The following is a 26,897-nucleotide window of genomic DNA, read 5'->3' as shown; positions in this document are numbered from 1 at the left end:
CGCAGGGTGCGCAGGGTGCGCGGAACGGTGCCCTGGTCATGCGGATCCCAGCTGCCGGTCGATGTAGTCGAACATCTCGTCGTCGCTGGCCGCCTCGATCAGGTCGGGGGCCAGGTCGTCCACGTCGCCCGTGGGGCGGGCGGTGGTGGCCGTTGTCCCGCCGGACAGCGGGCGGGACAGCACTTCCCGTATCCGGGCGGCGAGTTCGTCGCTGACGCCGTCCGGCGGCAGGGCGTCGAGCAGGGTCTCCAGGGTGTCGAGCCCGGCCCGGACCGCCGCGTCGCCGGTCGGGCGGGCGGCGGTGACCCGCTCGGCGAGGTGGCGTGCCAGTGCCTCCGGGGTGGGGTGGTCGAAGACCAGCGCGGCCGGCAGCCGCAGCCCGGTCGAGGACACCAGCCGGTTGCGCAGTTCGACCCCGGTGAGGGAGTCGAAGCCGACCTCCTTGAACGGGCGGGCCGGGCGGATCAGGTTCGGCGAACTGTGGCCGAGCACCGCCGCCGCGTTGCCGCGCACCAGGTCGAGCAGGGTCCGGTGCAGCTCGGCCTCGGGCAGCTCGGCGAGCTGCTGCGCCATCGAGCGGGCCGGTGCCGCGGCGGAGGCGGCGGCAGTGCGGGCGGGGCGGGCCAGGCCGCGGAGCACGGCGGGCAGCCGGTCGTCCGCCCGCAGCACCGACGGGGCGATCCTGGCCGCGAGCCGGTAGGCGTACGGGGAGTCCAGCGCCGCGTCGAACAGGGCGAGGCCCTCCGCCGAGGTCAGCGCGCCCGCCCCGGCACCCCGGCCCGCGGTGACCGCGGCGGTCATCGCGCTGCGCTCCTCCCACAGGCCCCAGCCGATGGACAGGCCGGGCAGCCCCTCGGCCCGGCGTTCGGCGGCGAGGGCGTCGAGGACCGCGTTGGCGGCGGCGTAGTTCGCCTGCCCGGCCGCGCCGAACTGGGCGGCGCCCGAGGAGAACAGGACCAGCGCCGCGAGGTCGAGGTCCCGGGTGAGTTCGTGCAGGGCCAGCGCCGCGTCCGCCTTGGGCCGCAGGACGCGGTCGAGCCGGTCCGGCGTCAGCCCGGCGATCGTGGCGTCGTCCAGGACACCGGCCGCGTGGACGACGGCGGTCAGCGGGTGCGCGGCGGGCACCGACCCGAGCAGGGCGGTGAGCGCGGCGTGGTCGGCGACGTCGCAGGCGGCTACGGTCACCGACGCCCCGAGTCCGGTCAGTTCCCGCACCAGCTCCGGCATCCCGTCGGCGGATCCGCCCCGGCGGCCCGCCAGCAGCAGGTGCCGGGTGCCGTGCGCGACGACCAGGTGCCGGGCCAGGAGCCGTCCCAGGGTGCCGGTGGCCCCGGTGACCAGGACGGTCCCTTCGGGGTCCGGCGCAGCGGGCAGCAGCAGGACGTTCTTGCCGACGCCCCGGGCCTGGCTGAGCGAGCGCAGGGCGGCCGGGGCCTGCCGGACGTCCCAGCCGGTGACGGGCAGGGGACGCAGCACCCCCTGCTCGAACAGGGCCAGGACGTCGGCGAGCATCTCACCGATCCGCTCCGGACCGGCCTCCATCAGGTCGAACGCCCGGTAGCGCACCCCGGGGTGCTGCCGGGCGACCGTCCCGGGGTCGCGGACGTCGGTCTTGCCCATCTCCACGAAGCGGCCGCCGTTCGGCAGCAGTCGCAGACCGGCGTCGACGAACTCCCGCGCCAGGCTGTCGAGTACGACGTCGACGCCCCGCCCGCCGGTGGCCGTCAGGAACTTCTCGGCGAAGTCGGTGGAACGGGTCGAGGCGATGTGCTCGGTGTCCAGTCCGCCGGCCTCCAGGACGTCCCACTTGGCGGGGGAGGCGGTCGCGAACACCCGCGCACCGGCGTGCCGGGCGAGCTGTACCGCCGCCATGCCGACACCGCCGGCCGCGGCGTGGACCAGCACCGATTCCCCGCGCCGCAGTCCGCCGAGATCGAACAGACCGTAGTAGGCGGTGAGGAACACCACCGGCACCGATGCGGCGCGGGCGAAGGACCAGCCCGCCGGTATCCGGGCGACGGTGCGGCGGTCGGCGACGGCGGTCGGGCCGAACGCGCCCCCGAAGATCCCCATCACCCGGTCCCCGGGCACCAGGTCGTCCACACCCGGGCCGACCTCGATGACGGTTCCGGCGCCCTCGCTGCCCAGGCCCTGCTGTTCGGGGTCGGGGTCCAGGCCGAGCGCGGCGATGACGTCGTGGAAGTTCAGCCCGGCGGCGCGCACCGCGATCCGCACCTCGCCCTTGCCCAGCGGGGCGAGGGCCGCGGGCGCCGGCCCCGCCACGATGTCCTCCACGGAGCCCCGGCCGTCGGTGGTGAGCCGCCAGGCCGCGCCGTCCGGCAGGGACAGCGTGCCGTCCGGCCGTCCGCCGCGGACCAGCCGCGGCAGCAGCGGCAGGCCGGTCCGCAACGCCAGCTCGGGTTCCCCGGTGGCGAGCGCCGCAGGCAGGGCGTCCGCCGGCTCGCCCGTCCCGGCCGCGTCGATGAGGACGAAGCGCCCGGGGTGCTCGGCCCGCGCGCTGCGCACCAGGCCCCACAGGGCGGCCTGGGCGGGATCGACGGGACGGTCGAGCGGTCCGGTGCGGACCGCGTCCCTGGTGAGCAGGGCCAGCCTGGCCTCGGCGAACCGCTCGTCGGCCAGCCACTGCTGTACCAGGGCCAGGCCCCGGTGCGCGGTGCCGCGGACCCGGTCGACGGGGTCGGGCAGGTCGGCGGTGGCGACGGCCGCCACGATCACCTCGGGGAGGGCGGCGCCCGCTTCGAGCGCGGCTCCCAGGGCGTCGAGGTCCGGCAACGTCGCCGCGCCGGGGACGGCACCGCCGAGGGCGGCCCAGGTGGGCACGGCACTGTCGGCCGGGTCGGCGGCCGGGGTCCAGTCGAGGCGGTACAGCAGGTCGGCGTGGGCGTTCGCGGAGAGCGGCCCGCCCGCGGCCGGGGGCCGCAGCAGCAGGCCCTCCACGCCGAGCACCTGCCGTCCCGACAGGTCGTGGGCGTGCAGGGTCACGGAGTCCGGCGCGCCGGCGGCGAGCCGCACCCGCAGCGTGGTGGCCCCGGTGATCCCGCCGGTCACACCGTTCCAGCTGAAGGGCAGCCGGGCCCCGCCGTCCTGGTCGGGCAGCAGTGCGGCGGTCTGGAGGGCCGCGTCCAGCAGCGCGGGGTGCAGCACGCACCCGGCGGCATCGGCGTGCTGCGACTCCGGCAGCACCACCTCGGCGAACACCTCGCCGTCGCGGAGCCATGCGGCACGGATGCCGCGGAAGGCGGGGCCGTAGTGGTAGCCGGCCTCGGCGAAGCGCTCGTAGAGGTCGCCGGTGTCCACGGGTTCGGCACCGGACGGCGGCCAGCTCAGCAGACCGGCCGCGGCTCCGGCCGGGTCCCCGGCGGGCCGGGGCACCAGGGTGCCGGTGGCATGCTCCGTCCAGGGCGTGTCGGCGTCCCGGGTCGTGCGGGCGAACACGCCGAGCCTCCGCCGACCGTCGCCGTCGGGCGCGGCGACCCGGAGCTGCAGGTGGACGGCTCCCTCGTCCGGGAGCACGAGGGCCGATCCGAGGGTGAGTTCCTCGACCACCGGGCAGTCCGCCTCGGCCCCGGCGCGCAGCGCGAGTTCGAGGAAGGCCGTACCGGGGAGGAGGACGACGCCCGACACCGCGTGATCGGCGAGCCACGGGTGGGTACGCAGCGAGATCCGGCCGCTGAGCAGCAGCTCGTCGGAGTCCGCGACCTGCGTCGCCGCACCGAGCAGCGGGTGCCCGGTCGTGGCGAGACCCGCCGAGGCGACGTCCCAGCTCGTGGTCGGGACGTCGAGCCAGTAGCGGCTTCGCTGGAAGGCGTACGTCGGCAGGTCCACCCGCCGCGCCCCCGGGAACGCACCCGAGAAGTCCACTCCCAGCCCGCACTCCCACGCACGGCCCACCGCACGCAGCACCTGAGCCGGGCCGCCCTCCCCCCGGCGCAAGGTCCCCAGCACCGCGGCATCCACACCCGCGGCCTCCACCGACTCCCCCACCGCCACACCCAGCACCGCATGCGGGCTGGCCTCGACGAAGAACCGGAAACCCTCCCCCAGCAACGCCGCCGTGGCCTGCCCGAACTCCACCGTCTCCCGCAGATTCCGGTACCAGTACTCGGCGTCCAGGACCTCCGTGTCCAACCAACCACCCGTCACCGTCGAGAAGAACGGCACCGAACCCGAGACCGGAACGATCCCGTCCAGGTCGCACAGCAGCTGCTCGCGGACCTCCTCGACGTGCGCGGAGTGCGACGCGTAGTCGACCTCGATCAACCGCGCCCGCACACCCTCACCCACCAGCGCATCGACCAGTGCCGCCACCGCGTCCGCGTCACCCGACACCACCGTCGACGACGGACCGTTCACCGCCGCCACCGACAACCGGCCCGCGATCCGCTCCCGCACCGCCTCGACCGGCAGCGGCACCGACGCCATCCCGCCACGGCCCGCCAACGCACCCACCGCACGGGAACGCAACGCCACCACCCGCGCCCCGTCCTCCAGGCTCAGACCACCCGCCACCACCGCGGCCGCGATCTCGCCCTGCGAATGACCCACCACCGCGTCCGGAACGAGTCCGAACGAGCGCCACACCTCCGCCAGCGACACCATCACCGCCCACAGCACCGGCTGCACCACATCGACCCGCGCCAGCAGCGCCTCCGAACCCAGCGCCTCCGCCAACGACCAATCCACGTAAGGCGCCAGAGCCCGCTCGCACTCGGCCATCCGCCCCGCGAACACAGCCGATTCGGCCAACAGCTCCGCGGCCATCCCCACCCACTGCGAACCCTGCCCCGGGAACACCAGCACCGAACGACCGGAAACCAACCCGCCGCCGGACACCGCGGCACCCTGCGACAGCGCGGTCAGGTGCTCGGCGAGGTTCTCCTCCGTGCCCACCAGCACCGCGCGGTGTGCCAGCGCGCTGCGGCCCGTGGCCAGGGAGAAGGCCACGTCCGCGGCGCGGACGCCCGAACCGTCGCCGATCCGGGCCGACAGCGCGGCGGCCTGGGCGCGCAGCGCCTCCGGAGTGCGCGCCGAGAGGAGCAGGGGGACGACCGCGGGTGCCGTCTCCGGTGTCCCGGGCTGGTCGACGAGCGTGTCCGCGGGAGCTGTCGGGTCGTCCGGGGCCTGTTCGAGGATGACGTGGGCGTTGGTGCCGCTGACGCCGAAGGAGGACACGCCGGCCCGCCGCAGGCGGCCCGTGTCGTCCCACGCACGGGCCTCCGTCAGCAGTCGGCCGGCGCCCGCCGACCAGTCCACCTCGGGCGTGGGGCCGTCCACGTGCAGCGTCTTGGGCATCACGCCGTGCCGCAAGGCGAGCACCGACTTGATGACCCCCGCCACACCGGCGGCAGCCGAGGCGTGTCCGATGTTCGACTTCAACGAGCCGATCCACACCGGACGGTCCGCCGGACGGTCCTGCCCGTACGTCGCCAGCAGGGCCTGCGCCTCGATCGGGTCGCCCAGCCGCGTCCCCGTACCGTGCGCCTCCACCACATCCACCGCGGACGCCGACAACCCCGCATCCGCGAGCGCCGCACGGATCACCCGCTGCTGCGACGGGCCGTTCGGCGCCGTCAGACCGTTGCTCGCACCGTCCTGATTCACCGCCGAACCACGGATCACCGCCAGCACCGGATGCCCGTTGCGCCGCGCGTCCGACAGCCGCTCCACCAGCAGCATGCCGACGCCCTCGCCGAAGGCGGTCCCGTCGGCCGCTGCCGCGAAGGACTTGCAGCGGCCGTCCGGGGCGAGTCCGCCCTGACGGCTGAACTCGACGAACAGTTCGGGGCTGCACATCACGTTGACGCCGCCGGCCAGCGCCAGCGAGCACTCGCCGGATCGCAACGCCCGTACCGCGAGGTGCAGGGCCACCAACGAGGACGAGCACGCCGTGTCGACGGTGACCGCGGGGCCTTCCAGGCCGAAGAAGTAGGCCAGGCGTCCGGAGACGATGCTTCCCGAGTTGCCGGTGCCGAGGAATCCTTCGACGTCCTCGGGGATGTAGGGCAGCAGCCGGGCGGCGTAGTCCTGCTGCATCAGGCCGACGTACGTGCCGACCGGGGCGCCGCGCAGGGCGGCCGGGTCGATGGCCGCGCGTTCGAAGAGTTCCCAGGTGGTCTCCAGGAGCAGCCGCTGCTGCGGGTCCATGGCCAGGGCCTCGCGCGGCGAGATGCCGAAGAACTCCGCGTCGAACTCGGCGGCGTCGTACAGGAAGCCGCCGTCGCGGGTGACGGAGGTGCCGATGCGGTCGGGATCGGGGTCGTAGAGGGCTTCGACGTCCCAGCCGCGGTCGGTGGGGAACCCGGAGACGCCGTCGCGGCCCTCGGCCAGCATCCGCCACAGGTCCTCGGGTGAGCGGACACCGCCGGGGAGGCGGCAGGCCGCGGCGACGATCGCGATCCGGTCGTCGTCCGCGTCCCGGTTCCGGTCGGCCGGCCCCGCGGGTGCGGCGGGCCGGACGGCCGTGGCCGTTTCCGGGTCCGTGAGTCCGGCGCGCAGGAAGTCCGCGAGCGCCGCCGGGGTGGGGTGGTCGAACACCAGGCTGGCGGGGAGCCGCAGGCCGGTGGCGGCGTTCAGGCGGTTGCGCAGGTTCACCGAGGCCAGTGAGTCGAATCCCAGTTCGCGGAAGGCCCGTCCGGGGTCGAGGGTGTCCGGGGAGGCGTGGCCGAGGACCGCTGCCGCGTGGGTGCGGACGAGTTCGACGAGCAGCCGGGTCCGTCCGGTGCCGTCGAGGGCCGCGAGGCGCAGGCGCAGGGCGTTGTCGTCGGCCGTCGCCTCCGCGGCCGTGGCCGCCCGGCGCGGCGGTGTGCGCACCAGGCCGCGCAGCAGCGGCGGCAGGGTGCCGTCCGCCGCCGCGGACCGCAGGGCCGCGGCGTCGAGGCGCATCGGGACCAGGACGGCCCGGTCCACGGTGAGGGCGGTGTCGAGGAGTGCGAGTCCTCGATCGGTGGAGATTGGCGGCATCCCGGACCGGGCGAGGCGTCGTACGTCGTCCTCGTCCAGGTGTCCGGTGAGGGCGCTGGGCTGCTCCCACAGGGTCCAGGCCAGGGACTGGCCGGCCAGCCCCGCCGCCCGGCGCCGGGTGGCCAGGGCGTCGAGGAAGGCGTTGGCGGCGGCGTAGTTGGCCTGTCCGGGGCCGCCGAAGGTGCCCGCGGCCGAGGAGAAGAGCACGAAGTGCGTGAGGTCGAGGTCGCGGGTCAGTTCGTGCAGGTGGAGGGCGGCGTCGACCTTGGGGCGCAGCACGGCGTCCACCCGTTCGGGGGTGAGTGCGGTGACGACGCCGTCGTCGAGGGTGCCCGCGGTGTGGACCACGGCGGTCAGCGGGTGCGCGGGCGGCAGGTCCGCGAGTACGGCGGCCAGGGCGGTCCGGTCGGCGGCGTCGCAGGCGACGACGGCGGTCTCGGCTCCCAGCGCGGCGAGTTCGGCCCGCAGTTCTTCGGCTCCGGCGGCGGCCGGGCCGCCGCGGGAGAGCAGCAGCAGGTGCCGGACGCCGTGCCCGGTGACCAGGCGGCGGGCGACGTGGGAGCCGAGCAGGCCGGTGCCGCCGGTGATGAGGACCGTGCCGTCCGGGTCGAAGGCCCGGAGGGGCCCTGCCGCGTCGTCGGAGGTGTCCGGGTCGTTCCTGATGACTCGGACCAGGCGGGGTGTGCGGACGTCGTCGCCGCGGACCGCGGCCTGCGGTTCTCCCGAGGCGAGGGCCGCGGCGACGCCCGCGGAGGTGCCGTGCTCGTCGTCGGCGTCGAGGTCGAGCAGGGCGAAGCGCCCGGGGTGTTCGGACCCGGCCGAGCGGACCAGGCCCCAGAGCGCGCTGTGCGCGGGGTTGCGGACGTCCTCCCCCTCGCCGGTGCTGACCGCGCCCCGGGTGGCGAACACCAGGCGCGAGCCGGCGAAGCGGTCGTCGGCGAGCCAGGTCCGGACGTCGGCCAGGGCCTGGTGGACGGCCGCGCGGACCGCCGCGGCCGGTCCGGCCGCGTCCGCGGGCTCCACGGGCTCCGCGCAGACGAGCAGGACCGTCTCGGGCACCGGGGCTCCGGCGTCGACGGCGGCCAGCAGCGCGGCCAGGTCCGCGGTGCGGTGGACGGGTGCGCCGCTGCCGCGCGGGGGTTCGGTGACCCACTCCGTCGCGTAGAGGTCCAGGTGGCGGCGGCCGTGGGCGGCGCGGTCGGCGCCGAGGCCGGCGGTGCCCGCGGGCCGCAGGACCAGCGCGTCCACGGTCGCCACGGGGGCGCCGGTCGCGTCGGCGACGGCGAGCGTCACCGTGTCGGGTCCGGCCGGGGCGAGCCGGACGCGGATCGCGTCGGCACCGGCGGCGTGCAGGGTCACGCCGTTCCAGGAGAACGGCAGCCGTCCCTCGGGGTGGGCGTCCGCGCCGGGGGTGCCGGGCACGCCGGTGGCGTGCAGGGCCGCGTCCAGCAGGGCCGGGTGCAGGCCGAAGCGGGCGGCGTCGGGTGCGGGCCCGGCGGGCACGACGGCCTCCGCGAACAGCTCTTCGCCGCGCCGCCAGGCCGCGCGCAGGCCCTGGAAGGCGGGACCGTAGGCGAATCCGCCGGCCGCGAAGCGGTCGTACAGTCCGTCGAGGGCGAGGGGTTCGGCGCCGGGCGGCGGCCAGGGCATCGGCCCGTCTGCCTCGATGCCTTCCGCGCCGTCCTGGGCCAGGACGCCCTCGGCGTGCCTGGTCCACTCGTCGTCGAGGGCGCCGTCGAGGGCGCCCTCGGCGGGTGCGTCCGGCCGGGAGTGCAGGCTGAGCGGGCGGCGGCCCAGGGAGTCGGGGGCGCCCACGGTGAGGCGCAGCACGGTGCCGCCGTGTTCGGGCAGCACCAGGGGGGCCTCGAGGGTGAATTCCTCGACCCGGGGGCAGCCGACGCGGGCTCCGGCCTGGAGCGCGAGTTCCAGGAAGGCGGTGCCCGGGAGCAGTGCCCGGCCGCCGACGGCGTGGTCGGCGAGCCACGGGTGGGTGCGGGCCGACAGGCGGCCGGTGAGGAGCAGGCCGTCGCTGTCGGCGAGGACCACGACGGCGCCCAGCAGCGGATGGTCCGCGGGGGTCAGTCCGGCGGAGGTGACGTCGGCGTCGGGCGCGGCGCCGTCCTCCAGCCAGTACGGGTCGCGCTGGAAGGCGTAGGTGGGCAGTTCCACCCGTCCGGGGCGGCGGTCGGCGAAGACGGTGTCCCAGTCCGGGGAGACTCCGCGCAGGTGGAGTTCGGCCAGGGACTCGGTGAACCGGCGCGGGCCGCCGTCGTCGCGGCGCAGGGTGCCCACGGCGGTGGCGTCGGCGCCGGCGTCCTCGGCGGTCTCCAGGACTCCGACGGTGAGGACGGGGTGCGGGCTGCTCTCCAGGAGGACCTGGTAGCCGTCGGCGAGCAGGGCGCGGGTCGCCTGTTCGAAGCGGACGGTCCCGCGGAGGTTGCGGTACCAGTAGTCGGCGTCCAGGGCGGTGGTGTCCTCCAGCAGGCCGCCGGTGAGGGTGGAGTAGAAGGGGACGGCGGACGGGCGGGGGGTCAGTCCGTCGAGCCGGGCGAGCAGTTCGGTGCGGATGTCCTCGACGTGGGCGCTGTGCGAGGCGTAGTCGACGGGGACGCGCCGGCTGCGGATGTCCAGGGCCGTCGTCCGGTCGAGGAACGCGTCGAGCGCGTCGGTGTCGCCGGAGACCACGGTGGAGGCGGGTCCGTTGACGGCGGCGACGGAGAGCCGGCCGTCCCAGGGGGCGAGGTGTTCGGCGACCTGTTCGGCGGGCAGCGCCACCGAGGCCATGCCGCCGCGGCCGGACAGGGCGCGGATGGCGCGGCTGCGCAGGGCGACGACCTTCGCCCCGTCCTCCAGGCTCAGCGCTCCCGCCACCACGGCGGCGGCGATCTCGCCCTGGGAGTGGCCGACGACGGCGCCGGGGGTGATGCCGCGCGAGCGCCACAGTTCGGCCAGGGAGACCATGACGGCCCACAGCGCCGGCTGCACCACGTCGACGCGGTCGGCCGGCGGGGTGCCGGGGGCGCCGCGCAGGACGGCTTCCAGGGACCAGTCGACGAAGGGGGTCAGGGCGCGTTCGCAGTCCGCGACGCGGGCGGCGAAGGCGGGGGCGGAGTCGAGGAGTTCGACGGCCATGCCGGCCCATTGGGAGCCCTGTCCGGGGAACACCAGGGCGACTTCGCCGCCGGTTCCGGCGGTGCCGAGGACCAGGCCGGGGACGGTGCGGCCGGCCGCCAGGGCGTCGAGGCCGGCCCGGAACTCCTCGGGGTGGGTGCCGATCAGGACCGCCCGGTGCTCGTGCGCGGCGCGGGTCGTCGCGAGGGCGTGGCCGATCTCGGCCGGGCCGGGTCCGGGGTGGGCGTCGAGGTGGTCGCGGAGCCGTGCGGCCTGGGCGCGCAGCGCTTCGGCGGTGCGTCCGGAGAGCACCCAGGGGAGGACGGCGGGGGCGGCGGGTTCGTCGGTCTGTTCCAGGACGGGTTCGTCCGCCTGTTCCAGGACGACGTGTCCGTTGGTGCCGCTGACGCCGAAGGAGGACACCGCGGCCCGGCGCGGCCGTCCGGTCTCGGGCCAGGGGGTGTTCTCGGTGACCAGGCGTACCGCGCCCGCGGTCCAGTCGATCCGCGGGGACGGGTCCTGCGCGTGCAGGGTGGGCGGGACGGTGCCGTGCCGCATGGCGAGGACGGTCTTGATGACGCCGCCGACGCCGGCCGCCGCCTGGGTGTGTCCGATGTTGGACTTCAGCGAGCCGAGCAGCAGCGGCTGCCCGTCGGCGCGGTTCTGCCCGTAGGTGGCCAGCAGGGCCTGGGCCTCGATCGGGTCGCCCAGCGGGGTGCCGGTGCCGTGCGCCTCGACCACGTCCACGTCGGCGGGGGTGAGTCCGGCGTTGGCCAGGGCGTGGCGGATGACGCGCTGCTGGGCGGGGCCGTTGGGGGCGGTGAGCCTGCTGCTGGCGCCGTCCTGGTTGACGGCGGTGCCGCGGATCAGGGCGAGGACCGGGTGGCCGCCCCGCCGGGCGTCGGAGAGGCGCTCCAGGAGGAGCATTCCGACGCCCTCGCCCCAGCCGGTGCCGTCGGCGGCGGCGGCGAAGGACTTGCAGCGGCCGTCCCGGGCCAGGCCGCCCTGGCGGCTCATCTCCACGAACGGGACGGGTGTCGACATGACCATCGCGCCTCCGGCCAGGGCCAGGGTGCAGTCGCCGGCCCGCAGGGCCTGGGCGGCGAGGTGGATGGCGACCAGCGAGGAGGAGCAGGCGGTGTCGATGCTGACCGCCGGGCCCTCCAGGCCGAAGGTGTAGGCGACGCGGCCCGAGGCGACGCTGTCGGAGCTGCCGTTGCCGACGTAGCCGGCCACGTCGTCGGGGACCTGGCGCAGCCGTACCGCGTAGTCCTGGTACATCACGCCGGCGAAGACGCCGGTCCTGCTGCCCCGCAGGGTCGCGGGGTCGATGCCGGCCCGTTCGAACGCCTCCCAGGTGGTCTCCAGGAGGAGCCGCTGCTGGGGGTCCATCGCGAGCGCTTCGCGCGGGGAGATCCCGAAGAATCCGGGGTCGAAGTGCCCGACGTCGTCGAGGAAGCCGCCCAGGGCGGTGTGGCTGGTGCCCTCGCGCAGTTGTTCCGGGTCGTCCAGGTGGTCCAGGTCCCAGCCCCGGTCGCCGGGGAAGCCGGTGATGGCGTCGGTGCCGTCGGTGACCAGGCGCCACAGGTCCTCGGGGGACCGTACGCCGCCGGGGTAGCGGCAGCTCATCGCGACGACCGCGATCGGTTCGCGGCCCGCTTCCTCGGCCTCGGTCAGGCGCCGGCGGGTGTGGTGCAGGTCCGCCGTCACGCGCTTGAGGTAGTCCCTCAGCTTGTCGTCGTTCACCATCGGGAGCCGCCGTCCTGGTTCGGGTGTCGGGTCGGTGTCATGACAGGCCGAGTTCGTTGTCGATGAGGTCGAAGAGTTCGTCGTCGCTGGCGCCGTCCATCCGGTCCTCGATGGAGTCGGCCGCCGTGCCGTCGCCGTCGGCCGCGGTGGCCGCCGGGTCGACGCGGCGCAGGAGGTCCCGGAGCCGGTCGGCGAGCCGTTCGCGGTCCGCCGGGTCGTCGAGGGTGCCGTCGAGGGCGTCTTCCAGGCCGTCCAGTTCGGCGAGGCCGGGGACCGGGCCGGGCCCGCCTTCGGGGACGAGTTCGGCGGCGAGGTGTCCGGCGATCGCGGTCGGCGTGGGGTGGTCGAAGAGCAGGGTGGCCGGGAGGGGGTGGCCGGTGGCGGCGCGCAGCCGGTTGCGCAGTTCCACCGCGGTCAGCGAGTCGAAGCCGACCTCCAGCAGACCGCGTCCGGGATCGACCGCGGCCGGGCCGCTGTGGCCGAGCACCAGGGCGGCGTGGGAGCGGACCAGGTCGAGGAGGACCCGGCCGCGCTGGGTGTCGTTGAGGGAGGCGAGGCGCTGCTTCAGGGCTTCGGGCCCGTCGGGGCCGGCGCCGGCGGCGGGGCCCGCGGCGCCGCGCCGGGCGCCGGGGCGCACCAGTCCGCGCAGCAGGGCGGGGACGCCGCCGGCGCCGGCCTGGGCGCGGACGGCCGCGGTGTCGAGCCGCAGCGGGAGGACGACCGGCTCGTCGAGGGCGGCGGCCGTGTCGAAGAGCGCCAGTCCCTGGGCCGGGTCGAAGGCGACGATCCCGCCCCGGGCGATCCGTCGCAGGTCGGCCTCGGTGAGCCCGCCGGTCATCCCGGTGCTGTTGGCCCACAGGCCCCAGGCGAGGGAGCGGCCGGGCAGCCCGTCGGCGCGGCGCCGGTGGGCCAGTGCGTCCAGGAAGGCGTTGGCGGCGGCGTAGTTGCCCTGGCCCATGCCGCCGAAGATGCCGGCGATGGACGAGAACAGGACGAACTCGGACAGGTCCGGGCCGGCGGTGAGTTCGTGCAGGTTGATCGCCGCGTCCACCTTGGGGCGCAGGACGAGGTCCAGCTGCTCGGGCGTCATGGTGGCGACGACGCCGTCGGCCAGGACGCCCGCTGCGTGCACCACCCCGGTCAGCGGGTGCGCGGGGGGCAGGGCGGCCAGCAGGGCCGCGAGGGCGTCGCGGTCGGCGGCGTCGCAGGCGGCGATCTCGGCGTGCGCGCCCAGCGCGGCGAGCTCGGCGAGGAGTTCGGCCGCGCCGTCGGCGGCGGGGCCGCTGCGGCTGGTCAGCAGTAGGTGCCGGACGCCGTGTTCGGCGGCCAGGTGGCGGGCGACGTGGGCGCCGATGGCACCGGTGCCGCCGGTGATCAGGACGGTTCCGTCGCCGCTCCAGCCGGGTGTGCGCCCGGCGGCGGCCAGCGGTACGCGGGCCAGCCGGGCGACGTGGACGGCGCCGGCCCGGATCGCGAGCTGGGGTTCCCCGGAGGCGAGGGCTTCGGCGAGTACGGCCGGCGGGGTGTCGTGGGCGTCCAGGTCCAGCAGGACGAAGCGGTCGGGGTTCTCGGTCTGCGCCGAGCGGACCAGGCCCCAGAGCGCGGCCAGGGCCGGGTCCGGGACGTCGTCGCCGGTCACCGGGACCGCGCCCGCGGTGACCAGGACCAGCTTGGAGCCGGTCAGGCGCTCGTCGGCCAGCCAGTCGCGCAGCAGGGCGAGGACCGTGCCGAGGCCGTCGTGGACCGCGTCGCGGAGGGTGCCGGGCGGGGCCGGGACGGGCGGGCAGGCGGCGAGGACCAGCCGGGGCGGCGGGGTGCCCGCGTCGAGCAGTGCGGACAGCGCGGCGAGGTCGGCGACCGTACGGCCGGGGAGCGGCGCGGCGCCGGAGGGCAGGGGCGTCCCGGCGCCGAGCACGGTCCAGGACTCCGGGCCGGAGACGGTGCCCGTCGCGGCGCGCTCCGGCAGGGCCTGCCACTCGGGGCGGAACAGCTCCTCGTGGTGTCCGGCGCGGGTGGCCTTGAAGCGGTCGGCCGAGACGGGTCGCAGGACGAGGGAGCGGGCCGAGACCACCGGCCGGCCGGCGGCGTCGGTCGCCCGTACGGTGACGGCGTCGCGGCCCGTGGGGGTCAGCCGCAGCCGGAGTTCGGTGGCGCCGGAGGCGTGCAGGCGCACCCCGTTCCAGGAGAACGGCAGCCAGCCCTGCGCGGGTCCCTCCAGTACGTCGAACACCAGCGCGTGCAGGGCGGCGTCGAGCAGGGCCGGGTGCAGGCCGAACGCGGCGGCGTCCGGCTGCTGCTCCTCCGGCAGGCTCGCGACGGCGTACACCTCGTCGCCGAGCCGCCAGGCCGCGCGCAGGCCCTGGAACGCCGGTCCGTAGGCGAATCCGCCGCCCGCGAAGCGGTCGTACAGGCCTTCCGTGTCGAGGGGGACGGCTCCGGACGGCGGCCAGGCCGCGGGGTCGACCGGGTCGACCGGGTCCGCCTGGTCGGGCTCTGCGGCGGAGGTGAGCAGGCCGCTCGCGTGCCGGGTCCAGGGGGCGTCGGGGCCGTCGTCGGCGGCCCGGGCGTGGACGCTCAGCGGGCGGGTGCCGGAGGCGTCCGGGCTTCCGACGGTGAGCTGGAGTGTGACGGCTCCGCCCGCCGGGAGCACCAGCGGCGCCTCCAGGGTCAGTTCCTCGACCTGGTCGCAGCCGACCTGGTCGCCCGCGCGGACCGCGAGTTCCAGGAACGCGGTGGCGGGGAACAGCACGCCCTCGTAGACGCCGTGGTCGGCCAGCCAGGGGTGGCTGCGGACCGAGAACCTGCTGGTGAACAGGAAGCCGTCGGAGTCCGCGAGTTCCGTTCCGGCGCCGAGCAGCGGGTGGTCGACCGTCAGCAGTCCGGCCGCGGGCAGGCCGGCCGTGGCCGGGCCGGCCGGCAGCCAGTAGCTGCCGCGCTGGAAGGCGTAGGTCGGCAGGTCGACGGCGGAGCGGGACGGGCCGCCGGAGTGGACGGCGTTCCAGTCCACGGGGACGCCCGTGACGTGCAGCCGGGCCAGGGCGGCCGTCGCCGCGGGGGCTTCGGGCCGGTCCTTGCGCAGCAGGGGCACCAGCACGGGGCTGCCGCCGGCGCCGGTCAGGCAGTCCTGGCCCATGGCGGTGAGCGCGCCGTCGGGTCCGAGTTCGAGGAACGCGGTGACGCCGTCGCGCTCCAGGTGGCGTACGCCGTCCTGGAAGCGGACGGTGCCGCGCACGTGCTCCACCCAGTAGTCCGGTGAGCCGAGCTGCTCGGCGGTGGCCGGCTCGCCCGTCAGGTCGGAGATGACGGGGATGGCGGCCTCTCCCGGGACGATCCGGGCCGCGACCTCGCGGAACTCGGCGAGCATCGGCTCCATGAGGGGCGAGTGGAAGGCGTGGGAGACCCGCAGCCGTCGGGTCTTGCGGCCGCGCGCGGCGAGCACGGCGGCGATCTCGTCCACCACCGCCGCGTCGCCGGAGATCACGGTCGAGGCCGGGCCGTTGACCGCGGCGAGGCCGACGTCGCTCTCGCGGCCGGCGAGCAGCGGCAGCACCTCCTCCTCCCCGGCGGCGAGGGCGACCATCGCGCCGCCCGCCGGGAGGGCCTGCATCAGCCGTCCCCGCGCGACCACCAGCCTCGCGGCGTCGGGCAGCGCGAACACCCCGGCGACGTGGGCGGCGGCCAGCTCTCCCACGGAGTGGCCGAGCAGCCGGTCGGGGCGCACGCCCCAGTGCTCGACGAGGCGGAAGAGTGCGACGCCGAGGGCGAACAGGGCGGGCTGGGTGTATTCGGTGCGGTCCAGCAGGCCGTGGCCGGGGTCGCCGGGGGCCGCGTCGATCACCTCCCGCAGCGGGTGGTCGAGCAGCGGGTCGAGTTCCGCGCAGACCGCGTCGAAGGCGTCGGCGAAGACCGGGAACCGCGCGTACAGTTCGGCGCCCATCCCGGTGCGCTGGCTGCCCTGGCCGGGGAACAGGAAGGCGGTCTTCGCGGCCGGGCCGGTGACACCGCTCACCAGGTCCGCCGACGGCTCGCCGGCGGCGAGGGCGGTGAGCCCCTGGAGCAGGGTCTGCCGGTCCGTGCCGGTGAGGGCGGCCCGGTACTCGAAGGCGCTGCGGTTCAGCGCCAGGGAGCGGCCCAGGTCCGCGACGGCGAGGGCCGGGGCGTGCTCCACGTGCCGGAGCAGCCGGGCGGCCTGCTCCCGCAGCGCGTCCGCGCCACGGGCGGAGAGCAGCCAGGGCAGGGCGGGCGTGTCGGGGGTGGTCGCCGGGGTCGGCGCGGGGGCGGCGGGCGGGGCCGGTTCGGTGGGCTGTTCGAGGATGGTGTGGGCGTTGGTGCCGCTGACTCCGAACGACGACACCGCGGCCCGCCTGGGGCGGCCGGTCTCCGGCCACGGGGTGTCCTCGGTGAGCAGCCGGACCGCGCCGGCCGACCAGTCGACGTGGGGTGTCGGCGTGTCCACGTGCAGGGTGCGCGGCAGCGCCCCGTGCCGCATGGCCTGCACCATCTTGATGATGCCGGCGACTCCGGCGGCGGCCTGGCTGTGTCCGATGTTCGACTTCAGCGACCCCAGCCACAGCGGCTGCTGCGCGCCGCGTTCCCGGCCGTACGTGGCCAGGAGTGCCTGGGCCTCGATCGGGTCGCCCAGCCGGGTCCCGGTGCCGTGCGCCTCCACCGCGTCGACCTCGGCAGCGGTCAGTCCGGCGTCGGCGAGGGCCGCCCGGATGACCCGCTGCTGGGAGGGTCCGTTGGGGGCGGTCAGGCCGTTGCTGGCGCCGTCCTGGTTGACGGCGGAGCCGCGTACGAGGGCGAGCACCGGGTGGCCGTTGCGCCGGGCGTCCGAGAGGCGTTCCAGGACGAGCAGTCCGGCGCCCTCGGCCCAGGAGGTGCCGTCGGCGGCGGCGGCGAACGGTTTGCAGCGGCCGTCCTCGGCGAGCACCCGTTGCCGGCTGAACTCGACGAACGCGCCCGGTGTCGACATCACGGTCACCCCGCCGGCGAGCGCCAGCGAGCATTCGCCGGCCCGCAGCGACCGGGCCGCGAGGTGGACCGCGACCAGCGACGAGGAGCACGCCGTGTCGACGGTCACCGCGGGCCCTTCGAGGCCGAGGCTGTAGGAGATCCGCCCGGACGCCACGCTGCCCGCGCTGCCGATGCCGAGGTAGCCCTCGAACTCTTCGGAGGGTTCGGTGACGCGCGACCCGTAGTCGTGGTGGCTGCATCCGACGAAGACGCCGCTCGCGCTGCCCTTGAGTGACAGCGGGTCGATGCCGGCCCGCTCGAACGCCTCCCAGGAGAGTTCGAGCAGCAGCCGCTGCTGGGGGTCGATGGTCAGCGCCTCGCGCGGGGAGATCCCGAAGAAGGCCGGGTCGAAGCGGTCGGCGTCGTGGAGGAAGCCGCCTTCCCGCGCGTAGGTGCTGCCGACCCGGTCCGGGTCCGGGTCGTAGAGGCCGTCCAGGTCCCAGCCGCGTCCGGTGGGGAAGCCGGTGATCGCGTCCTGTCCGCCCGCGACGAGCTCCCACAGCTCCTCGGGGGTGCTGACGCCGCCGGGGTAGCGGCAGCTCATGGCGACCACGGCGATCGCCTCGTCCTCGGACACCGCGGCGGCCGCGGGCACCAGCCCTGGCGCGTCGGCCGTCTCCGTGGCGGGCGCCCCCGGCAGTTCGGTGCGCAGGTGTCCTGCCAGGGCCGTGGCCGTGGGGTAGTCGAAGGCCAGGGTCACCGACAGGCGCAGGCCGGTGACCGCGGCGAGCCGGTTGCGCAGTTCGACGGCGATCAGCGAGTCGAAGCCGATCTCCTTGAACGCCTGGTCGGGTCCCACCGCCTCGGGCCCGGGGTGGCCGAGCACGGCGGCGACCTCGGAGCGGACCAGGTCCAGCAGGGCCCGGTCCCGTTCCGCCGGGGGCAGTGCGGCCAGCCGCAGGGCCGGCGGCTCGGCGCCGTCGGCCGTGCCCCGGGGCCCGGCCGCGGCGGCGAGCACGTCCCGTACCTCGGGCAGGTCCCCGAGGGCGGCACTGGGCCGGAGCGCGGTGAACGCCCGGGTGAAGCGGTCCCAGGCGAAGTCGGCGACGAGGACCGCCGTCTCGTCGTGGTCGAGGGCCTGACGCAGCGCGATCGTGGCCGTGGCGGGATCCATGGCGGGCAGGCCGTCGCGGATCAGCCGTTCGGCGACCGCTCCGGAGGCGAGGCTGTCGCCGCCCCACAGGCCCCAGGCCACCGAGGTGCCGGGCAGTCCGAGGTCGCGGCGCTGCCGGGCCAGGGCGTCGAGGTAGGCGTTGGCGGCGGCGTAGCTGCCCTGGCCGGTGCCGCCGAGCGTGCCGGCGAGCGAGGAGAACAGCACGAAGGCGGTCAGGTCGAGTTCACGGGTGAGCTCGTCGAGGTTGCGTGCGCCGTCGAGCTTGGGGCGCAGGACGCCGGCCGCGCGTTCGGGGGTGATCGAGTCGATCACCCCGTCGTCGAGGACGCCCGCGGTGTGCAGGACGGCGCGCAGCGGGCGCTCGGCCGGAATGCCGGCGAGCAGTTCGGCCAGTGCGTCGCGGTCCGCGACGTCGCAGGCCACCGCGGTGGCGGCGGCGCCGAGTCCGCGCAGTTCGGCCAGCAGGGCGTCGGCGCCCGGGGCCTGTGCGCCGCGCCGGCTGGTGAGCAGCAGGTGCGCGGTGCCGGTGCGGGCGAGCCAGCGGGCGATCTGGGCGCCGAGGCCGCCGGTGCCGCCGGTGATCAGGACCGTGCCCTCGGGTGTCCAGTCGCGTACGGGGGCGGTGTCGCCGAGTCCGGCGTGGACGACCCTGCGGCCGTAGAGGCCGGTGGCGCGCACCGCCAGCTGGTCCTCGCCGTCCGGGCTCGTCAGTGCTTCGGCGAGCCGGGTCGCGGCCCGGTCGTCGAGCCGGCGCGGCAGGTCGACCAGGCCGGCCCACCGCTGCGGGTACTCGACACCGGCGACCCCGCCGAGGCCCCAGACCAGGGCCTGGAGCGTGCTGTCGATCCGGTCGGAGCGGCCGACCGACACCGCGCCCCGGGTGGCGCACCAGAGCGGGGCGTCGGTGCCGAGGTCGCCCAGGGCCTGGAGGAGTGCGACCGTCAGGGTGAGGCCGCGGGGAAGCGCCGATCCGTCGCCGTGCGGTTCTTCGGCCAGGGCGAGCAGTGACAGGATTCCGGCGGGCGGCCCGTCGGGGTGGCCGTGGGCGTCGCGCAGCAGTGCGGCGAACCGTGTCCGGTCGGTCGCGTCGGGGCCCGCCTCGACCAGCACGGGCGTGGCGCCGTGTCCGCGCAGGGAGTCCGCGGCGAACGCGACGGCCGGGTCGTCGCCGGCGCCGGCCGGGGCGACGACGAGCCAGCTGCCGGTGAGCCGGGGCCGCTCGGGTGCCGGCAGGGGCTTCCAGGCGACCCGGTAGCGCCAGCTGTCGGCGGTCCGGTCGCCGGCCCGGCCGCGCGCCCACTCGGCGAGGGTGGGCACCAGGGAGGCGAGGGAGGCCCTCAGTTCCCCGTCCTCGACCCGCAGGGTGGTGGCGAGGGCGTCCAGGTCCCCGTGGTCGACCGCCTCCCAGAAGCCGGAGTCGGCCGGGCCGGCGCCGGTCGTGGCGTCAGTGCCGGTCAGGGCGTCGGCGGGCCGGCCGGGGGTGGTGTCCAGCCAGTAGCGCTGCTGCTGGAAGGCGTAGGTGGGCAAGGGCCGCTTGCGCGCGCCGGTTCCGGCGAACACCGTGCCCCAGTCCACCGGCAGTCCGCGGACGTGGAGTTCGGTGAGCGCGGCGAGGAAGCGGCCGGGGCCGCCCTCGGTGCGCCGCAGGGTGCCGACGACGGCTCCGTCGCCGGCTCCGGCCGCTTCGACGGCCTCCTGGAGCCAGACGGTCAGCGCGGGGTGGGTGCTGCACTCGACGAAGGTGTGGTGTCCGTCGGCGATGAGCGCGTGGACCGCCCGTCCGAACTCGACCGGCCGGCGCAGGTTCTCGTACCAGTACGCGGCGTCCAGGCGCAGGGTGTCCACGGGGCCGCCGCTGACCGTGGAGTAGAACGGGATGTCGGACGTCCGCGGCGCGGTGCCGCCGAGGAGGGTGAGCAGTTCCTCCCGGAGCTCCTCCACCTGGGGCGAGTGTCCGGCGAAGTCCACGCCGGGGACCGGCCAGGTCAGGACGCCCGCCTCGGAGTACTGCTCGCGCAGTCGTTCCAGTGCCGCCGGGTCGCCGGAGACCGTCACCGACGTCGGCCCGTTGACCGCGGCGACGTCGAGTGCCCCGTCGTGGGAGGACAGTGCTTCGCGGACGGCTCCGACCGGCTGCGGCACGAACAGCATGCCGCCGCGTCCGGTCAGGGCCAGCAGGGCCCGGCTGCGCAGGGCGACGATCCGGGCGGCGTCGTCCAGCGAGAGCGCGCCGGCCACGCAGGCGGCGGCGATCTCGCCCTGGGAGTGTCCGACCACGGCGTCGGGGACGATCCCGTGCGCCCGCCACAGCTCGGCCAGCGACACCATCACCGCCCACAGCACCGGCTGCACCACGTCCACCCGGTCCAGCGGGGGCGCGTCGGGCTCGTCCCGCAGGACCGCGAGCAGCGACCAGTCCAGGTGCGGGGCGAGGGCGCGTTCGCAGGCCGCGATCCGGTCGGCGAAGGCCGGGGCGTGGTCGAGCAGTTCCCGGGCCATGCCGGCCCACTGGGATCCCTGGCCGGGGAAGACGAAGACGGTCCGGGCCGATCGGGCGACGGTGCCTTCGACCAGGCCGGGTGCGCGGTCTCCCGCGGCCAGTGCGGCCAGGCCGCCCAGCAGGGCCGCGCGGTCGTCGCCGACGACGGCTGCGCGGTGCTCGAAGGCGGTCCTGGTGGTGGCCAGGGAGTGGCCGACGTCGACGGACGACAGCTCCGGATGCTCCGTCAGGTACGCGTGCAGCCGCTCCGCCTGGGCCTTCACCGCCTCGGCGGTCCGCCCGGACAGGACCCACGGGACGGCGGACGCCCCGGGTACGGGCGCGGGTGCGGGTACGGGTGCGAGCTCGGGGTCGGCGGGCGGCTGCTCGATGACGACGTGGGCGTTGGTGCCGCTCAGGCCGAACGAGGACACGCCGGCCCGGCGCGGACGGCCGGTCTCCGGCCAGGGGGCGGCCTCGGTCAGCAGGGCGACGGCGCCCGCCGTCCAGTCGACGTTCGGGGACGGCCGGTCGATGTGCAGGGTCCGCGGCAGCTCGCCGTGCCCCATGGCCAGCACCATCTTGATGATGCCGCCGACCCCGGCGGCGGCCTGGGTGTGCCCGATGTTCGACTTCAGCGACCCGAGCCGCACCGGCCGGTCGGCCGGCCGGTCCTGGCCGTAGGTGGCCAGCAGCGCGTCGGCCTCGATCGGGTCGCCCAGCCGGGTGCCGGTGCCGTGCGCCTCGACGGCGTCCACGTCGGCGGCCGTCAGCCCGGCGTTCGCCAGCGCGTCGCGGATCACCCGCTGCTGGGCCAGGCCGCTGGGCGCGGTCAGCCCATTGCTCGCGCCGTCCTGGTTGATCGCCGAGCCGCGCAGCACCGCGAGCACCGGGTGGCCGTTGCGGCGGGCGTCCGAGAGGCGTTCCAGGAGCAGCAGGCCCACGCCCTCGGCCATGCCGAAGCCGTCCGCCGAGGCGGCGAAGGACTTGCAGCGCCCGTCCTCGGCGAGCCCGCGCTGCCGGCTGAAGCCGGTGAACGACAGCGGGGTGCCCATCACCGTGGCGCCGCCCGCCAGTGCCAGCGCGCATTCGCCCGAGCGCAGCGACTGCGCGGCGAGGTGGACCGCCACCAGGGACGAGGAGCAGGCCGTGTCCACGGTCACGGCGGGCCCCTGGAGGCCGAGTTGGTAGGCGACCCGCCCGGACAGGACGCTGGTGGAGATGCCCGCGATGAACAGGCCCTCCAGTTCCTCGGGGACGTCGCGCAGGGTGCCGCCGTAGCCCTGGTAGGAGGCGCCGGCGAAGACGCCGGTCGGGGTGCCGTGCAGGGTCGCCGGGTCGATGCCGGCGCGCTCGATCGCCTCCCAGGAGGTTTCGAGCAGCAGCCGCTGCTGCGGGTCCATGGCCAGTGCCTCGCGCGGCGAGATGCCGAAGAAGCCGGGGTCGAACCGGTCCGCGTCCGTGACGAATCCGCCCGCGGCGGCGTAGCTCCGGCCGGGCCGGTCGGGGTCCGCGTCGTACAGCGCGTCGAGGTCCCAGCCCCGGTCGGACGGCAGCCCGGAGACGGCGTCGCGTCCGTCGGCGACCAGGCGCCACAGGTCCTCGGGGGTGCGGACGCCGCCGGGGTAGCGGCAGCTCATGGAGACGATCACGACGGGGTCGTCGTCCGCGGCCGGTGCCGCCGACGGGAGCGGCCGGACGGTGGCGGGCTCCTCGGCGGTGCCCAGCAGTCCGGTCTCCAGGCGCCGGGCGAGCGCGGTCGCCGACGAGTAGTCGAAGACGACGGTGACCGGGAGCCGCAGGCCGGTGGCGGTGTTGAGCCGGTTGCGCATGTCCACGGCGGTCAGGGAGTCGAAGCCCAGGTCGCGGAAGGCACGGCCGGGGGCGACCGCGTCCGGCGAGTCGTGGCCGAGGACGGCGGCCGCGTGGGTCCGGACCAGGTCGACCAGCACCCGGGTCCGCTCGGCCGCCGGGAGCGGCTCCAGCCGGTCGCGCAGCGCCGAGGGCGTTCCCTCGGCCCCGGTCCCGCCGGTCTCCGGTTCGGCGGCCAGCGCGGTGCGCACCTCGGGGAGTTCCCCGATCAGCGGGCTGGGGCGGGCCGAGGTGAAGACCGTCGCGAAGCGGTCCCAGTCGATGTCGGCGACCACGACCACGGTCTCGTCGTGGTCCAGGACCTGCTGGAGCCCGGTGATCGCGACCGCGGGCGGCATGAAGAGCACGCCGTGGCCGCGCAGGGTCTCCTCCGCCAGTTCGGCCGCCATCCCGCCGGCCCCGCCCTCGGGGCTCCAGATGCCCCACACCACGGAGGTCGCGGCGAGGCCGCGGCTCCTGCGGTCCTCGGCGAGGCCGTCGAGGTAGGCGTTGGCGGCGGCGTAGGCGCCGTGGACGGCGCTGCCCCACACCCCGGAGATGGAGGAGAACAGCACGAACGCGTCGAGCGTGTCCCGGTCGAAGAGCAGGTCCAGGTTCCTGGCCCCGCCGACCTTGGCGTGGAAGGTGTCGGCGAACTCGTCCGCGTCGGTGTCGGGCAGTGGCACCAGCAGCCCGGCCCCTGCGGCGTGGAAGACGGTGCTGATCCGGTGGCCGTCCTGTTCGAGGCCGTCCTTGAGCTCGCGCAGGGCCTCCAGGTCGGCGACGTCGCACGCGGCCAGGGTGACCCGGGTGCCGAGGGCGGCCAGTTCCTCGGAGAGCTCCGGCGCACCCGGCGCGTCCGCGCCGCGCCTGCTGACCAGCACCAGGTGCCCGGCTCCCCGCCGGGCCAGCCAGCGCGCGATCTGCGCGCCGATCCCACCGGTGCCGCCGGTGATCAGCACGGTGCCCCCGGGCCGCCAGCTGCGCCGCGGCGAGGTGTCGCCCAGGGCGGACCGGACCAGCCGCCGGCCGTGGCAGCCGGTGGCCCGTACGGCGACCTGGTCCTCGTCCCCGGCGCCGCCGGCCAGCACCCGGCACAGCTGCGGGGCGGTGTCCGTGTCCAGGACCTCCGGGAGGTCGATCAGACCGCCCCAGCGCTGCGGGAACTCCAGCGCGGCGACCCGGCCCAGACCCCAGAGCAGGTTCTGCGCGGCGCTGACCGCGCTCCCGGTGTCCGTGCCCCCGACCGACACCGCGCCCCGGGTCGCCCACCACAGGGGCGCGTCGATCCCGGCGTCGCCGAGGGCCTGCACCAGCGCCAGGTTGAGCGCGGCGCCCAGCGGGACGGAGGGGTGCGCCGAGTGCGGGCGCTCGTCGAGGCCCAGCAGCGACAGCACTCCCGCCACCGGGCCGGGCAGCGCGTCGAGGGACGCGCGGACCCGGTCGGCCAGCACGGCACGGTCGGCCTCCGCCTCGGCGATCCGTAGGTGGACCACCGAAGCCCCGGCCTGCTCCATGACCTGGACGGTCGTCTCCGATCGGCGCGCTCCGTCCTCGGGCCGACCGTCCGACGACAGCACGAGCCAGGTGCCGTCCAGTGCGACCGGGGGACCCTCGGGCAGGGCCCGCCAGGTCACGCGGTAGCGCCAGGAGTCGACCACCGAACGCTCGGTGCGCTCGGTGCGCCAGGTGGCGAGCGCGGGGAGCACCACGTTCAGCGGGTCCTCGGGCGTCACCCCCAGGGTCGTGGTGAACCGGTCCAGGTCGCCTCCGCCCAGGGCCTCCCAGAAGTCGTCGCCGTCCGAGGACGTTCCGGAAGGACCGCCCGCCGCGGGGCCGGTGTCCTCCAGCCAGTACGGGCGACGCTGGAAGGGGTAGGTGGGCAGGGAGATGCCGTCCGGACGGTGTCCGGCGAACACCCGGTCCCAGTCGGGCGACAGGCCGCCCGCGTGGGCCTCTCCCAGGGACGTCAGGAAGCGGTCGAGGCCGCCCTCGCCGCGCCGCAGCGTGCCCACGACCACGGCGGGGCCCTGCGCGGAGCCGGCGGTGTCGGCCGCGTCGGCGGTCTGCTGGACGCCGAAGGTGAGCACGGGGTGCGGGCTGGACTCGACGAAGAACCGGAAGCCCTCCCCCAGCAACGCCGCCGTGGCCTGCCCGAACTCCACCGTCTCCCGCAGATTCCGGTACCAGTACTCGGCGTCCAGGGACTTCGTGTCCAGCCAGCCACCCGTCACCGTCGAAAGGAACGGCACCGTGCCGGACAGGGGTGCGATGCCGTCCAGGTCGGAGAGCAGCTGCTCGCGGACCTCCTCGACGTGCGCGGAGTGCGACGCGTAGTCGACCTCGATCAGACGCGCCCGCACCCCCTCACCCACCAGCGCATCGACCAGTGCCGCCACCTCGTCCGCGTCACCCGACACCACCGTCGACGACGGACCGTTCACCGCCGCCACCGACAACCGGCCCGCGATCCGCTCCCGCACCGCCTCGACCGGCAGCGGCACCGACGCCATCCCGCCACGGCCCGCCAGCGCACCCACCGCACGGGAACGCAACGCGACCACCCGCGCCCCGTCGTCGATGCTCAGACCACCCGCCACCACGGCCGCGGCGATCTCGCCCTGCGAGTGGCCCACCACCGCGTCCGGAACCACACCGAACGAGCGCCACACCTCCGCCAGCGACACCATCACCGCCCACAACACCGGCTGCACCACATCGACCCGCGCCAACAGCGCCTCCGAACCCAGCACCTCCGCCAACGACCAATCCACATAAGGCGCCAGCGCCCGCCCGCACTCGGCCATCCGCCCCGCGAACACAGCCGATTCGGCCAACAGCTCCGCGGCCATCCCCACCCACTGCGAACCCTGACCCGGGAACACCAGCACCGAACGGCCCGAGGACACACCGTCGCCCTGTACCAGCCCCGGCACCGAGCGGCCCTCCGCCAGCGCCTTCACGCCGTCGAGCAGCCGGTCCGGGTCGGTGCCCACCACCACGGCGCGCCGTTCGAAGGCGGTCCGCGTGAGGGCGAGGGCGCGGCCGGTGTCGGCGGCCCGCAGGGGTGCGGGGTCGGCGCCCAGGTGTGCCAGCAGCCGGGCCGCCTGGTCGCGCAGCGCCTCGTCGGTGCGCCCCGACAGCGCCCAGGGCAGCGGGTACGCGTCGCCGCCGGCCGCGGTGTCGGCCACCGGTTCGGCCTCCTCCGCCGGGGCCTGTTCCAGGATCAGGTGGGCGTTGGTGCCGCTGACGCCGAAGGCGGACACGCCCGCCCGGCGCGGGCGTCCCGTGTCGTCCCAGGCGCGGGCCTCGGAGAGGACTTCCACGGCTCCCGACGACCAGTCCACCATGGGCGTCGGCCGGTCCGCGTGCAGGGTCCTGGGCAGTTCGCCGTGCTCGATCGCCAGCACCATCTTGATGACGCCGCCCACTCCGGCCGCCGCCGAGGTGTGGCCGATGTTCGACTTCAACGAGCCCAGCCACAAAGGCCGTTCGGCGGGCCGCCCCTGGCCGTACGTGGCCAGCAGGGCCTGCGCCTCGATCGGGTCGCCGAGGGTGGTGCCGGTGCCGTGCGCCTCCACCGCGTCCACCTCGGACGCCGACAGGCCCGCGTCCGCGAGCGCCGCCCGGATCACCCGCTGCTGCGACGGACCGCTCGGCGCGGTCAGCCCGTTGCTCGCACCGTCCTGGTTCGTGGCCGAACCCCGGATCACCGCCAGCACCGGGTGCCCGTTGCGCCGCGCGTCCGACAAGCGCTCCAGCAGCAGGACACCGGCGCCCTCGGACCAGCCGGTTCCGTCCGCTTCGGCCCCGAACGCCTTGCAGCGGCCGTCGGCCGACAGCGCCCGCTGTCGGCTGAACGCCACGAACGCGTCGGGGGTCGCCATCACCGACACCCCGCCGGCCAGGGCCAGCGTGCAGTCGCCGGCCCGCAGGGCCCGGATCGCCAGGTGCAGGGCGACCAGAGAGGAGGAGCAGGCCGTGTCCACGGTCACCGCGGGCCCTTCCAGGCCCAGGGTGTAGGCGATCCGGCCGGAGACCACACTGCTCGCGGTCCCGGTGTCCAACAGGCCCTGGACCTCGGGGAGGTGGCGCGAACCCTCGCCGTAGCCGTTGCCGATCGCCCCGAGGAAGACACCCGTGCCGGTGCGCCGCAGCGTGCGGGGGTCGATCGCGGCCCGCTCGACCGCCTCCCAGGCGGTCTCCAGTGCCAGCCGCTGCTGGGGGTCCATGGCCAGGGCCTCGCGCGGCGAGATGCCGAAGAACTCCGCGTCGAACTCGGCGGCGTCGTGGAGGAAGCCGCCGTGCCGGGTGTAGGAGGTACCGGGCCGCTCGGGGTCCGGGTCGTAGAGGCCCTCCAGGTCCCAGCCGCGGTTGACCGGCCAGGCGGAGATCGCGTCGGCGCCCCGGGAGACCAGGTCCCACAGCAGTTCGGGCGTGTCGGTGCCGCCGGGATAGCGGCAGGCCATGGAGACGATGGCGATCGGTTCGTGGCGGGCCTGCTCGGCCTCGCGCAGCTGCCTCCGGGCGTCACCGAGGTCGGCGGTGACGCGCCTGAGGTAGTCGAGCAGCTTCTTGTCGTCGGACATCAGTGCC

General features: G+C 76.0%; 2 protein-coding genes. Both read right to left on the bottom strand.

All coding sequences use genetic code 11. From position 1 onward, the window contains the following. Positions 1-36 precede the first annotated feature (36 nt). On the bottom strand, positions 37-11,838 hold the full coding sequence (locus tag ACGFSC_RS05020) for an SDR family NAD(P)-dependent oxidoreductase (protein ID WP_392862602.1): 11,802 nt from the start codon (positions 11,836-11,838) through the stop codon (positions 37-39). Between the two features lie 40 nt (positions 11,839-11,878). Beyond that, positions 11,879-26,890, bottom strand: a complete 15,012-nt coding sequence (locus tag ACGFSC_RS05015; protein WP_359897836.1) for a type I polyketide synthase — start codon at positions 26,888-26,890, stop codon at positions 11,879-11,881. Positions 26,891-26,897 lie beyond the last annotated feature (7 nt).

Origin of the sequence: Kitasatospora sp. NPDC048715, from assembly GCF_043198905.1 — a bacterium.
GTDB classification, from domain to species: Bacteria; Actinomycetota; Actinomycetes; order Streptomycetales; family Streptomycetaceae; genus Kitasatospora; species Kitasatospora lactacystinica.
Note: the sequence above shows the minus strand (reverse complement) of the source record. Positions and strands in the feature narration are given on the sequence as shown.